This window comes from Olivibacter domesticus, assembly GCF_900109575.1.
Taxonomy (GTDB): domain Bacteria; phylum Bacteroidota; class Bacteroidia; order Sphingobacteriales; family Sphingobacteriaceae; genus Olivibacter; species Olivibacter domesticus.
This window is the reverse complement of record NZ_FOAF01000002.1, coordinates 516,076-530,401: the sequence shown is the minus strand read 5'-3', so window position 1 is coordinate 530,401 and position 14,326 is coordinate 516,076. Positions and strand designations below refer to the sequence as shown.

Annotated in this window: 11 protein-coding genes; 1 reads left to right on the top strand and 10 read right to left on the bottom strand. The window is 40.0% G+C overall.

Going from position 1 to position 14,326, the window contains the following annotated elements; all coding sequences use genetic code 11:
- Positions 1–14 precede the first annotated feature (14 nt).
- Positions 15–1,217 (top strand): N-acetylglucosamine-6-phosphate deacetylase, encoded by a 1,203-nt coding sequence (gene nagA / locus BMY50_RS12750; protein WP_093324861.1) that lies wholly within the window; start codon positions 15–17, stop codon positions 1,215–1,217.
- A gap of 5 nt (positions 1,218–1,222) precedes the next feature.
- Here the strand turns inward: nagA and BMY50_RS12745 are convergent, their stop codons facing one another.
- From BMY50_RS12745 to BMY50_RS12700, 10 genes are all read right to left on the bottom strand, one after another.
- On the bottom strand, positions 1,223–2,929 hold the full coding sequence (locus BMY50_RS12745; protein WP_093324858.1) for a GMC oxidoreductase: 1,707 nt from the start codon (positions 2,927–2,929) through the stop codon (positions 1,223–1,225).
- Positions 2,930–2,937: 8 nt separating this feature from the next.
- Positions 2,938–4,464, bottom strand: a complete 1,527-nt coding sequence (locus BMY50_RS12740; protein WP_093324855.1) for a PQQ-dependent sugar dehydrogenase — start codon at positions 4,462–4,464, stop codon at positions 2,938–2,940.
- Positions 4,465–4,467: 3 nt separating this feature from the next.
- Positions 4,468–5,238, bottom strand: coding sequence for an SGNH/GDSL hydrolase family protein (locus BMY50_RS12735; protein ID WP_093324852.1), 771 nt, complete (start codon positions 5,236–5,238; stop codon positions 4,468–4,470).
- 74 nt (positions 5,239–5,312) lie between these two features.
- Complete coding sequence (locus tag BMY50_RS12730; protein WP_093324850.1) at positions 5,313–6,692, bottom strand: Gfo/Idh/MocA family protein; 1,380 nt, start codon at positions 6,690–6,692, stop codon at positions 5,313–5,315.
- Between the two features lie 40 nt (positions 6,693–6,732).
- A complete protein-coding gene (locus BMY50_RS12725; protein WP_093324847.1) occupies positions 6,733–8,109 on the bottom strand; it encodes a mandelate racemase/muconate lactonizing enzyme family protein in 1,377 nt (458 codons plus the stop codon).
- A gap of 33 nt (positions 8,110–8,142) precedes the next feature.
- A complete protein-coding gene (locus BMY50_RS12720; protein ID WP_093324844.1) occupies positions 8,143–9,438 on the bottom strand; it encodes a mandelate racemase/muconate lactonizing enzyme family protein in 1,296 nt (431 codons plus the stop codon).
- Positions 9,425–10,507, bottom strand: a complete 1,083-nt coding sequence (locus BMY50_RS12715) for a dihydrodipicolinate synthase family protein (RefSeq protein WP_238383750.1) — start codon at positions 10,505–10,507, stop codon at positions 9,425–9,427. The genes BMY50_RS12720 and BMY50_RS12715 overlap by 14 nt, the downstream gene beginning before the upstream one ends.
- 26 nt (positions 10,508–10,533) lie before the next feature.
- A complete protein-coding gene (locus BMY50_RS12710; protein WP_093324841.1) occupies positions 10,534–11,550 on the bottom strand; it encodes an NAD-dependent epimerase/dehydratase family protein in 1,017 nt (338 codons plus the stop codon).
- Between the two features lie 16 nt (positions 11,551–11,566).
- Positions 11,567–12,823, bottom strand: coding sequence for an NRAMP family divalent metal transporter (locus BMY50_RS12705; RefSeq protein WP_093324840.1), 1,257 nt, complete (start codon positions 12,821–12,823; stop codon positions 11,567–11,569).
- Positions 12,824–12,846: 23 nt separating this feature from the next.
- A complete protein-coding gene (locus BMY50_RS12700) occupies positions 12,847–14,325 on the bottom strand; it encodes a RagB/SusD family nutrient uptake outer membrane protein (RefSeq protein ID WP_093324837.1) in 1,479 nt (492 codons plus the stop codon).
- Position 14,326 lies beyond the last annotated feature (1 nt).

Below are 14,326 nucleotides of genomic sequence, written 5' to 3'. Positions count from 1 at the left end.
AATAAAAATAACATATGATAGATAAGATAATAAAAATTTATAATGGGAAAGTGATAAGTCCGTTACGTGTGATAGAGCAGGCAACCGTCATTATAAAAAATGGAAAGATAGATGGTATTTATCAATACGATATAGAAATTCCTGATGCGATATCCATAGATGCTAAGGGAAGATATGTTTCGCCTGGCTTTATTGATATTCATATCCATGGCGGAGGTGGGGCAGATTTTATGGATGGCAATGTGGACGCCTTTCTAAAAGTAGCTGAAACACATGTACAATTTGGTACAACAGCTATGGTGGCTACTACGTTGACAAGCGACAAGGAAAATCTATTAAATACGCTTAACATCTATGAAGAAGCAACGTTGAAAAATAAAAAAGGAGCATCCTTTCTTGGCTTGCATATAGAAGGACCTTATTTCTCCATGAATCAGCGAGGAGCGCAAGACCCGAGGTATATTAGAGATCCGGATCCCGAAGAATATTTGGAAATTTTAAATGCTTCGAAATCGATTGTGCGTTGGAGCGCTGCACCAGAAAAAAAAGGCGCCATAGAATTTGGTCGCTGTCTTCGTAAGTATGGCGTTATTCCGTCGGTGGCACATACCGACGCTGTTTATGAAGAGGTGGTAGAAGCATTTGAAAATGGCTACACCTTAGCGACCCATTTATATTCAGCCATGTCAGGAGTAACGCGAAAAAATGCTTTTCGTTTTGCTGGCGTTATCGAAAGTGCTTTCATTATCGATGAAATGGATGTGGAGATTATTGCGGATGGTGTGCATCTGCCAGCACCTTTGTTAAAACTGGTATACAAAATTAAGGGGCCTGATAAGATCGCATTAATTACAGATGCGATGCGTGGGGCGGCCATGCCGCCAGGACCCAGCATTTTAGGAAGTTTAGCCGACGGATTGCCTGTTATCATTGAAGATGACGTAGCAAAGTTGCCTGATAGAACCTCTTTCGCCGGAAGTGTTGCTACTGCAGATCGGCTTATAAAAATGATGGTCAATTTAGCAGATGTTCCGCTTGTTGAGGCTGTTAAAATGCTTTCCCATACGCCTGCCCGTATTACGGGTGTTTTAGACCGTAAGGGCTCAATCAGCGTAGGAAAAGATGCCGATATAGTCATATTTGACGAAGCGTTCAAAATTCACTATACTATCGTTGGCGGAGAGATCTTATATGAACAAACAACCATTGGCTCCTAAGTTATTTAGAGCTTGCCTTTTTTCCATTCATCTGCTGCGTAATTTGCAGCTCTGGCTGTTAGGGCCATGTAGGTTAACGAAGGATTTTGATTGCCCGTTGATGTCATGCATGCACCATCTGTAATAAAAACATTTTTACAATGGTGCAGCTGATTCCACTTATTCAAGAGAGACGTTTCGGGGTCATGTCCCATACGTACACCGCCCATTTCATGCACCTCCAGACCAGGATTTCGGTACCCTATCGCTTTCTGATCAGTTGTTTTGATGTTTTTGCAGCCAGCTTTTTCAAGCATAGCCGAGCCTTCCTGTAAGAAGTCGTTCAAAACCTTATCATCGTTTGCCGTATATTCAACAGAAGTAATGAGTAAAGGTACACCCCACTGGTCTTTTTGATCCTCACTTAAACGAACATGATTTTCATAGATCGGTACTGTCTCACCTTGCATCATCATGGAAACAGACCAAGGCCCTACTTCCGTAAGATGATCTTTAAATTGTGCGCCTATACCATCTGCGCTTTTATTCCAACCCTCTCTGTTGGCGCTAAAAGCAATCATATACCCTCTTAGAAAATCAGTTTCTTGTTTATACACATTTCTAAAGGAGGGCATAAATAATTGAGTGGGTCTTCGCCCAAAATAATAACTATTCTCAAAACCATCTACCGTAGCAGTAATCCTTCCTCTATAATTATGAAAGGCAATATAGTGGCCTAATAATCCATTTAAATTTCCCAAACCCTTGGGGAATTTGTCCGATCGGGAATTTAAAAGAATAAGATTGGTGTTCAACGTGGAGCCGTTTACGAAAATAATGCGTGCATGGTAAATTACTTCTTTTTTGCTATGCGCATCGATGGTTTTTACGCCTGTAGCTTTACCTAGTTTTTCGTCATAAATAATGGAATGAACAACCGTGTTGGGTTTTATAGTAAGATTTCCTGTTTTTTCTGCCCAGGGCAAGGTAGAGGCATTTGAACTAAAGTAAGCACCAAAAGGACAGCCTCTTTGACACAAAGATCTAGCCATGCATTTCGCTCGTCCTTGTTGAAGATGAATATCGTTTGGTTGTGTAATGTGTGCACATCTACCCATGATGACCGGTCTATCCGGAAAAGCTTCATTAATATTTTTTTTTAGCTGTTTTTCAACCATATTCATTTCAAAAGCCGGTAGAACTTCGCTGTCAGGTAGATTTGGCAACCCATCGCGGTTTCCGGAAATCCCAACAAATTTTTCTACATGGCTATACCAAGGAGCTAAATCGGCATGTCGTATGGGCCAATCAACGGCAAAACCATCACGCTTAGGTCCTTCAAATTCATAATCACTCCATCGCTGCGTTTGTCTGGCCCATAAAAGAGATTTCCCCCCCACTTGGTAACCTCTGATCCAATCGAAAGGTTTCTCCTGGATATAAGGATGTAAGGCATCATTGATATAAAAGTTTTGTGTCGACTCATCAAAAGCGTAATGTTTACTGATAACCGGATTATCATTAATCATTTTTTTTGTTTTGGTATTGTGATGATTAAATTCCCATGGATCCATCATGGCAGTTGGATAATCTTTAACATGCTTAACCATACGGCCTCGTTCTATTACCAATGTCTTGAGACCTTTTTCGCAAAGTTCCTTTGCTGCCCAACCACCACTTATACCGGAACCAATTACAATTGCATCATAGATATTGTCTTTTATATCATTCATATTCGTCGCTAAGGTTTATTTTTTCTGTTCTCCATCACCTCTTTTCCTGTTATGTTAGTTGTTTTTGGCGCAAACTTCTTTCGGACATAGGTCAATAAGATCGCTAATTCCTTATCTTCAAGAAAGGAGAAGTTAGGCATTTCGTTCTTTCCTTCCAAAATTAACGTTATGAATTTTGTTTTTTCACCCTTAACAATGTTGTTACTGACCAATGACGGGTATATCTGTGGCACTCCTCGTCCATTTGGTTTATGGCAGGAGGAACAATAGCTGGTGTAAAGTGCTTCTCCTTTGCTCACAGTCTCTTGATTACTCAGTTTAGCTTTCGCTTTTTTGACTGATGCGATATGCGTTGGTTTTTTATCCAATTTAAATATTCTAAGTATTCGATCATCATTTTCTTCCGCAAAGCCATTTGGATTCCAATCTCTATTACTGGTCGACAAGTACACGTCGCCCGTAGGAGATACACATACCGCACGTATACGTCCAAATTCACGTTCAAAGAAATGATTGTCTTGCGTAATTTTAGTTTCGGCGCTGTTGAGGCTAAGTGATCGTAAACTGTTCCCTTTTAGTGTAGCAAGTAACAAGCTGTTTTGCCATTCTGGAATTTTTGAAAACGCATAATAAGCCAAACCCGCAGGAGCAATGGTTGGTGTCCAAGAAATTAGCGGTTCAACAATAGTAGAATTGTTTGAAAAGGTCTTTTCTTTGTTTTTATCAATATAACCTTCAACATTGGGCCATCCATAATTTCCTTTTTCGTTTATTAAATTTACTTCGTCATCGGTAGCATCTCCATGCTCCGAATTAAATAGTGACCCTTTTGAGCTGTATACTAAACCTTGGGGATTACGGAAGCCCCAAGCCCATACAGCATTATTGGGGAAAGGATTATCAGCTGGAATGCTACCATCTATATTATAACGTAGTATTTTACCATTTGGCGAACTGATATTCTGTGCATTTCCATTTTGTGCCCCATCACCGGTAGCTATTATTACTTTCTCATCAGGAGATATACTGACCCGGGCACCAAAATGTCCCTTCCAAGCGGGATATTCCAAAATGGTTACTGGTTGAATGAGCGTATCTTGTTTGTAGGTATAACGTACAATTTTCGACACATGGGTAGTGTCATTTTTATATGCTGAATAGGCGATAAATACGTAAGGATTTTTGGCCATATCAGGATGTAAGACCATACCTAATAGACCTGCTGTCCTTTCTCTGTATACATCCCTTAGAACTAATATGGTTTTTTTGTTTCCTGATCCCGGATCAACCTTGCTGATTCTTCCAGATTGTTCCGTAAACCATAGCTGATTATCCGGCCCCCACGCAATTTCCCATGGCACATCCAAATTTTGAGCAACTGTACTTACCCCTATATAAGTCGAATCAAGTAAATAATAAGGTAGGTCTACTTCCTGCTTATTAGCCGTTTTCCGGTAGAGAAAAACACACAAAATGAAGCAGCATAATAAAAAAAATAAGAGGGATACTTTTTTTAAAGTACTAAGCTTATTCATAGTCTAAATGTTAATTGCCTTTAACCATGAGTTTGCCATTAGGTGGGCTCCTGCGGCCGTAGGATGTACCCCGTCCCAGCTCCAATGGATATCTGGAGCTATTTCCTGCGCTTTATCGAATATAGACTGATAGGGTATGAATGGAGCGTTAAATTGATGCGCCAGCTGTTTTGCAACTGATTGATAAGCTTTAAATTCTGGATATGCTACTTTGTACATGCTATCAGCCATGCCGGGTTGGTACCAAGGTTCACCGATGATTAATCTTAGATCTGGGTAGTTGTCCATCGTTTTTTCAAGCAATAGGCGATAATCATTTTCATACGTGCTAACGGTTCCCTTGTAACCTTTAGTTTTTGTATGCCAAAAATCATTAACACCTACTAAAATACTGAGAACAGAAGGTTTTAGGTCAGTACAATCTTCTTTCCATCTTGCCGATAACTGTGGAACTTTTTCTCCGCTTATTCCACGATTATAAAATGTTACATTTTTCTGTGGATGATTAAAAAGTATGTGCGAAGTAATCAAAAAAGCATAACCTGAACCAAGAGCAAGCGGATTATTGGTGGATTTATCCGTTCTTTTTCTACCTGCATCGGTAATGGAATCGCCCTGAAAAAGGACAACATCAGCAGAGGTTAGTTTAATAGTCGTTTCGTTATCGATCATTTTGCTTGCAGATAACAGTATTTCAGCTATTGGTAGTGCGCCTAAAAAGCCAATAGAAGTTTTTTTTAAAAAAGAGCGCCGAGGGTTAACTAGTTCTTTCATCTGTAAATAATTATTCGTCAATTGGACGGTTCATGTTCTAAATTGTGCGTGTAAATTATTCTTAAGTGAATTCACTACAAATGATAAGGTTTTCTGTAAGCATAATGTAATCGCTTGTTAGCCTCCTCGCTATTTGTAAATATTTCCTGTTGTGGATTCCAGTAGAGCTGTTGTTTTAGCTCCATCGCGATATTAGCAAGATGCGCAAAAACGGTCGAATAATGTCCTTCCTGTAGAGGGCAGCAGGGTTGTTTTCTGGTTTGAACACAGTTTAGAAAATCTCGAACCATATTTTCTGTAATGTCGAGCGAGTATCCTTCGGGCAGGTTATCTTTCGTCAAGTCATATGCTTCATCTTCCATATGTTCTTCCCATTTTTGAAACTGTCCCTCCGTTGTATGATAAATACGATACCCCCTATCGCTCACGTACATAGTACCTTTTGTCCCTCTAAACTCCAGTTCTCCAAAAGGAAAAGGCCTACCACTTGAACCTTCATATATACCTAAAGTTGCCAGTGTGCCTTTTGAGAATTCGAAACATATTTGCATCGTATCCGGAATAGTCCTATCATCATCTATGACATAATTACCGCCCATTGCTGAAACAGAAACAGGAGTCGTTTCGCCCAGCATCCATCGCATTAAATCTGTATAGTGAACACCCCAGTTGGCCATTTGGCTCGAATATTCCTTCCACCATCGAAATTTATAAGGAGCAATATTATACTGATAAGGTCTAAACGCTCTCGGACCCAACCACAAATTCCAATCAAAGTCGGCCGGCGGTGCCTCCTGTGTTCGCTTTCCGATTCCATTCGGATATAAATTATTGAAGGTATATGCGCGCGTTACCGTAATTTTCCCCAAGCGGCCTGATCTAATGACTTCTGCGGCCTTTTGATGCACAATAGACGCTCTGCGGTGCAAACCAACGGTCACTAACCGATTGCTTTGTTTTTGGGCCTCCAGCATCTTCTGCCCCTCGTATACAGTCATGCCAAGCGGTTTTTCGATGTAGACATCTTTACCCGCCTTTATAGCATCAATTGTTTGAAGGGCGTGCCAATGATCCGGTGTGGCAATACAAACAGCGTCAATATTTTTATCTGCTAATAACTCTTTATAATCTTTATAGCGCTTAACAGTATTTGTAAATTGTTCTCCCATCTTAGGAATTCGTGCACCGTTTTCTTCTCTAAAGCGACTATTTACTTGGTGATCATCTCTCGAAAGGTAGGGTTCATATATATCACATAAAGCAACTACCTCGCAAGTTGCTTGTTTCATGAAGGCCGATAGTAGCTGCGTACCCCGATTACCTACGCCTATAAAACCCATTCTTATCTTAGTAGGATTTCCAAACGAATAGGTGGCCAAATTGGATAAACCAACTGTTGCTGCCAAGGTGGCTGAATCTTTTAAAAAAGACCTTCTTGTTGTTTGTGTTTTCATTTCAATTTAGTTTTATCGATGGTTTTGTGGTTTTTAATGATTATTTCGTTTCAAATAATGTACTGTAATGTGCTGCATTTTCGAAAATGCCACCACTTTTTTCATAGTATTTTTTAGTTAGTAGGAAGGTCTCTTTATCAGTTTTAGTCCAACTTTCATTGTTCATAGGGCTGTATCGGCTCATAAGAGCCCAATTCTTATAGTTTTGTTGCCCATTTGTTTCGATAAGCCCGGTATTAGTTCCTGGGAATGGCGGAAGGCGGGCGGCTATACTTTTGTTCCATTCCACCAATATTGGATTTACGGTAAGATCTGCACAAAGACAGGGAACATGGTGTTTATGTGCTTCCTTCAGAATTTTAAGGGTCATGCTTAATGTTTTGGCTATCGGTTTCAAGGCAATGGCCCGGTACCCCATATTGATTCGTTCAACTACATCTACATCAGTGTGGGCACTCTCATCGGCAGCTATGGGGATGCCTAAATCACCCACGTGAATGTGGCTTGTTTCGGGAAAAGGCTCCTCGATAATGGCAATTTGTTCAAATGCTCCAATGTCTTTTGCATGCTTCAATAAAAGTTGCAGCGTTTCCTTGTGCTCATAACGGCCATTGGCATCTAAATAATAACATAGGCGGCCATTGTTCGAGTGCAAGGTTTTTGCTTTACCAATGGCTTTGTGAATTTGGGTTAACCGATTTTTATCTTTCTCTAACATTTCCTGTTGAGTGCCTGATTGCCCAATTTTTATTTTGATAAAAAAGGCCCCCTGCTGAACGTAGCGTTCCACTTCGGCCAGAGAGGTGTTATAGGAAATTAGAGGAACCTTGGAGAGTGTTTTCTGTTGAAAAGAAAGGGTGTTTCGGTACGAAGATGGAATCATCTCGTCGAAATTGGTAATTTGATTTTCCTTACTATAAAGCAACCATAGTGCATTATCTACTGCGACTAAGGCATTCAATATAAAAGTTTTTCTAAGTGCTGCGTTGTTTGTTATTTCTTTTCCATAGTGGTAAACATCTTCAAAAATTTCATCCAACACAGTAATGGGATCTGTAAACGTTCTATTTTCCAATAGTCCAAGCGCGAAAGCGGTGATGTTATACATGAGTTCATTCCCCTTTTGTTCCGAGTACGTTGAAAAAACATGTTCATCCGACCAAAGTACACTTTGTGTACCTAAACCGACAACTTTATGATGGGTGCTGCTCGTTAACTGCACAATTACCTGCCACAATTCTGTAAGGCTACCACCTTTAAATCCAAAAGGCTTTAATAGCGGTTCTTTTTCTACGGTTAATGCCACTTTCGTAATATGAATTGCCCGAGACCTGTGTCGTGTTGCCAGCAGGGACGATGCGTATAAATAAAATGGGCCAGTAGCTAGCGTTGTTTTAAGAAAATACCTTCTATTCATCGGAGTGGTTTTTGAACACGTATCAGAAAAATGTTAATTGGATAGTACCTCCTCATAATGTTTGGACATTTCGAAAATACCGCCACTACGCATATGAAAGTCTTGATTCAAATGGAAGGTGCCTTCGTTAATGTTTGTCCAAACGGCCTTATTCGCAGGGTGATAGGAACACAGTTGATCCCAGTTTAAATAATTCATGTCTCCATTCGTCTCTATTAAACCCATATTAATACCCGGGAATGGAGCTACGCTACAGGCGAGGTTTTTATGCCAGTCGATTAGAATAGGATTCACGGTGAGATCCGAACACGAACAGGGAATATTTCTTTCTCTCGCAAGTTTTGCTATCTTCATCGATAAGCTTAGTGTTTTAGCAATTCCTTTTAAAACAATTGCCTGATATCCTTGCTCTAAGCGTTTAAGAGCACTTTTTTCATCGTAAATACTCTCATCTCCTGCAATTCTTATTTCGATATCAGAAACAAGCTCGTCATTCCTTTCGGGGAAAGGCTCTTCATAAAATAGTATTTGTGTCAACGCCCCAATTTTTTCTGCATGTTGCAGATAGCGTAAAAGTGTTTCTTTTCGCTCATATCTACCATTGGCGTCCATTGTATACAGAATTTTACCATTCGAGGTGTAGGGTGTACGAACATCTTTAAGCGCGTCATGAATCTGGGTTAGTCGGTCTACATCATTTTTCAGCATAGTCTCCTGATTGCCTGGGAAACCAGTTTTGATTTTAAAGACGAAATAACCCTGCTGTGCGGCGCTTTTAATGTCTTCCAGAGGCATTCCATAAGGAATTTGAAACATGACGGCTAATTTGTCGTTTTGAGCTGATAATGCCGTTTTATAATCTTCAGGAATTAATTCACGAAAAGTGCTGATGTTATTTTCGGCAGCGTATAAGAGCCATGCAGCATGATCTACACTGACGAGTGAATTAAGACTGAAATTAATATGCAGGTCGCTTTTATTGGTTAACTGCTTACCTGCCAGAAGAAGTTTTGGAAGCATTGCCTCTACTAATTCAATGGGATTGTTGAAAGGTCTTTCTTTTACGAGTTCCAATGCCTTATTTGTTAACGCATACATCAGGGTATTACCAGCAGCCTCCGTATTTTTTACGAACAGATCTGCATCCCCGTACAAAACACTTTGTGTAGAAAGACCAATACATGTTATTCCCGATGTGGATGTTAGCCTTGTTATTATTTGCCATAATTCGGTTAAATAGGCTCCTTTAAAGCCAAAAGGACGTATGAGTGGTTCACGTTCAAAATTTGAATCCGTTTTAGCAATCTGAATGGTCTTATATTTTTTCATCGACTTTACTATTTTTGCGCAAGAATTCTTTAACAAAGTCATCATCAATAAGGTGAGTATAATCGTTGCAAATACGATCAATTTCTTCCATTTGTCCGGCCGATAACTTCTCTTCCGGATCCAGGCACCAGCGACCAAGCATCAAGCCTTGTCTTCTTAATATTTCATGAATGCCGGGAATACACCCATGGAAATTGTGAGCAGGGTCGAAGATGGCGGCATTCATATCGGTGATCTGTATTCCTTTTAATAGTAGATCTTCGCTTCCTCTGTAATCGTTCGCCTTACAATCCTTGATCTCTTGCAATAGTTTAACAGCACTATGCGTCCATACCGCCCAATGCCCCAACAGACCACCAACAAATTCTTTCTTTATCTTTTTTCCATTTATATCAAAAGAATAGGGGGTAAGTAAATCTGCTACAATATTATCATCGTTACCCGTGTATAAGGCAATCTCATTGCTACGACTTGAATGACAAACGGCTCGCACAACATCCAAGGTTTGATACCGGTTAAATGAAGCAACTTTTATCGCCTCTATGTTCTTGATTTCGGCAAACTTTAACCAGAAGTCATAACTAAATATTCTGCCACCAACGCTAGGCTGTAGGTAAAACCCGACTATTGGTATGCGTTCGGCAAGGATGCTCACATGTTCAAGCACTTGTTCTTCCGTCCAGTTATTTAATCCGCCTAAACTTAACAAGCCCAAATCGTATCCATATTTGCTGGCCAGTTCGGCCTCCATCACTGCTTGTTTAGTTTCACCACAAATACCGGCAATTTTTAAAAAAGGTCTGTCTAATTTTTCCTTGGTGATTTCATCGGCAGCCAAATCCAATACCTTTTCAAAAAGGTTTATTTGAGGAGAACGAATAGCAAATTGCGTACTATGTACGCCTATCGCAATACCACCTGCCCCGGATGCCATATAGTATCTAGTTAGGACACGCTGGTAACGCTCATTCAATGATCTATCTGGGTTCAATGCTAAGGGATGAGCCGGAATAACGGTGCCCGTTTGTAAAATGTGTTTTTTGTCTTTTGATAATTTCTGAATACGCATAAATACATCGTTTTTTACATGAACCTTTAAAATTTGCCTTTTCTTTCTTGAAAATGGGTTGGTTTGTCGATCGTTTTACCACCTGCTCGCACCCATTCCGCCGTTATATTTATCATCTGTCGCAGCGTGACATGCGGATAACCAAATAATTGATGCGCTAAGGATGCATTGCTTAATAAAGCAGTTCGTTGGGCTTCATTGATAAAAATCGGAGACTTGTTGAGTAAAATACCAAATTGAGTAGCAAGCCATTGAACAGATACCGTTTCGGGTCCAGTTACATTTAATATTTTAGCCGGTACATCGCAGTGCAGAAGTGATCTGATGGCTATTTCATTTGCATCGCCTTGCCATATTACATTAACATTTCCCGTAGTTAAATCAACAGGTTTATTTTCGAACACAGCCTTTGCAATTTCCAAGAGAACCCCGTACCGTAAGTCAATGGCATAATTAAGGCGGTATATTAATGTAGGAATTTGATATTTTTCAGCAAAAAATTGAAATATCCGCTCCCTACCCAAGCACGATTGACCATATTCTCCCACAGGTTCTGTAGGATGATCTTCTGTTAAGCCTCCAGATGTTACTTCGGAAAACGGATAAACATTACCGGTAGAAAATGCTATAATACGGGACCCTTTGTAGTGTTCCGCCACTCTACCTGGTAAATAAGTATTCATCGCCCAAGTAAAAGGCTCTTTACCTGTTGTACCAAATTTGTTGCCCGCCAAGTAAATAATGTTTTGCACTTTTGGCAGTGCTTGAAGATGTTTCTCGTTTAATAAATCGGCAGTAATAGTTTCTACACCAGCAGCCTCCAACCAGTGTTTGGAACTTTCATCCGAAAACCTGGAAACCCCAATTATACGTTTTTTTTCACCAGCAAGCTCTGCTGCTTGCTTGGCGAGTTTTGCCATGCTAGGACCCATCTTTCCACCTACACCCAAGAGCATGATATCACCCTGAATTTGAGAGATATCTGCGATGAGGGCTTCAGATGGTTTTAATAAGTCCCGTTCCAACGATTCTAAATCAGTCATTATTGATTAAGTTAATTTATTGAAAAAATAATTCATTCGCATTGCTAACAGCTAATAGGCCAAGTATAAGTAAACCTATTGCTCCAAATACTTTCATACTTTTACTGTTTACTCGCCCACCCATTATTTTTGGGTCATTGGAAATAGCGTACATTGCTATACCAATAAACGGAACCAGAAATATGGTGACACTTTGTGCGAGCACAATAAGTTCTAGGGGAAGCTTACCGAAAGTTATCGCGATGATGCTTCCAAATACCATAACTAAGGCAATAAAACAGCGAACAGGCTTAGAATCGAGCTGATAACTAAACCCAAAAGCGTCTCCCAGTAATGTTCCCCCTACAGTAGCATTTCCTATCAGCGATGAGAAAGATGCTCCAAAAAGACCCAGTAGGAATAGGGTAGAAGAATATTTACCAAATAAGGGTTCTAGTGCTTTTGCCATGTCAGATGCATTGGTTACCTGTAGTCCTTGTTTGTTTAAAACAGCTGCAGCACATATCATCACCATGGCGCTCATGATACCCAGCATGATGATCCCAGTAATACTCCCACTTTTATCCGCTGCTTTTAATGGATTGCTTTTCTTTCTTTCCTGTACCAGATACGATTGATAAAACGCACCCACGATAGAGAAACAGGAAGCAAAAAACGCTATCACAAGTCCTAAAGAGCCGGTTGGAACCGCGGGGATAAAGCCCTCGATAATGTCGGTAGCTGAAGGACTAATAAAAATTAAGGTAGTAGTAAATGCAAAAAGCATTAAGGCGACTAAGGCAATCATAAGTTTTTCCAATATTTTATAAAAACCATGAAAGAATAATAATAAAACCCCAATAACATTAAAAAGAATAATCCACCCAGTAGGAGAACTACCCCTTATTTCGGCAATTGAGATACCAACCCCTATTGCATTTCCTGCTTGGAAGGAGGTGGCGACAAAAAATATTCCTAAACCAATGATAATAGCAGATCCTTTACCCCATTTGTTACGAATTAAGCTCAATAGCGACTGATCCGCTACTTGACCAATTCGGGCACCCATATTGGTGAATAGTACCATAAAAAAAATGGCGATGACGATAATCCAAATTAACTGAAAGCCATAATCTGCACCGAGCTTTGAAGTAATGGTCATTTTACTGGGACCAAAAACCAATGCTGCTGTAATGATACCAGGACCTAAAGAAAGAAACCAATTTTTAATGTGACCAAAAGCGCTCTTTTTATTGCCATTAAGGTCGATCGTTTCTGTTTTTTGTACTTGCATATTTCAATTTATGTATGTCTTAATTAGTTATAACCCTCATTTTGTGTCAAGACCCCGGTGGTCGACTGATCTATTTGTCGTTGCGGAATAGGGAAGAGCATCATATAGGCCTGTGGTTTGAGTGCTATTTTTACCGGTTGTTGACTCGCATAATTAAATAACCTTTCCTCTTCCACCATAATTTTCTCAAAGTTTCCAGACCGTTTTAAGTCAAACCACCGTTCGTTTTCATAAGCAAATTCTAACTGTCTTTCGAGAAAAAGCAGCTCAAGAAAGCTATCTTCTCCATTGATGTCAGCAATGGAATAATTATGATCACTATTTCCGAAAGCTCGCTCACGTATTTTATTGATCTCATTCAGTCCTTCTTGATATTGCCCTAAATGAGAAAGAACTTCTGCATTCATAAGCACAATGTCGGCATAGCGAAGTATGGGAAGATCAAGACCTGACTGCCCCTGTGTATGTGGTACCGCATATTTGTTTACATAGGGATACCAGATCGCAGGAACATTAGGTGTATTTGGTGGAATCCACCATTCGGTAATCGTCGCTTTTTTACGTGTATCATCTTCCAGATACTTTTTATGAAGGCTCCAGGACGGCAACGCTATTTCATTGCCGCGAGAAGCAATGCCTATGACCCCTGAATTTGGTAGAAAGGCGGTAGACAGATTGTGGCCATTAGATCCATCTATGTAATTGAGAGAAAATAAGACCTCCTGATTGTTTTCAGACGCAATTTTCCATAATGCACCAAAATCATTTAAAAGACTGAAAGAGGAACCGAATTCACCAAAAAAGCGGTCTAACTCAATTTTAGCCTTATCCCATTGTTGTAAATAGACATATACTTTGATCAGTAACCCCATGGCCGCTGCTTTGTTAGCTCTTCCATTATCTATCGCGGCTTTTGATGGTAGCTGGTTAACAGCAGCTTCGAGGTCAGCTATAATGAGCGCGAAAATTTCGTTTTCAGGAGACCGGCCAATATTTACGGCCTCTTGCACAGATAAGATGCTGGTCACTTTTGGTACTGCACCAAACAAACGAACCAGATCAAAATAGAATAAGGCACGCATAAATTTCGCTTCGCCATCGAATTGGGCTCGCTCCCCCTCTTTATAGTCGGTAGGTTTGTCAATATTAGTCACTACTGCATTTGCACGGAAAATACCATTATAGGAGGCTTCCCAGAACGAAGCAATCAACGGATTCGTTGCATTGACCGAGAGCATGTCCATTTCAGGCGTTCCTTCAATCAGTGTATTTGCAGATAAATACAAATTATCGGTAGGTACTTCCAGTATTTGATAATCGGATGGTTTTCTGCTTTGTAATCTATTGTATATCCCCAATACAGCTAGATTAATATCATTAGAAGTGTTGTAATAGTTAGATTCTGTTAAAACAGACTCCGGTGTTGGATTTAATAAGCTGTCGTGACATCCGCTTAGAATAATGACGCTGCTTAACAGTATGGTATATAAGGTCGTTTTCATA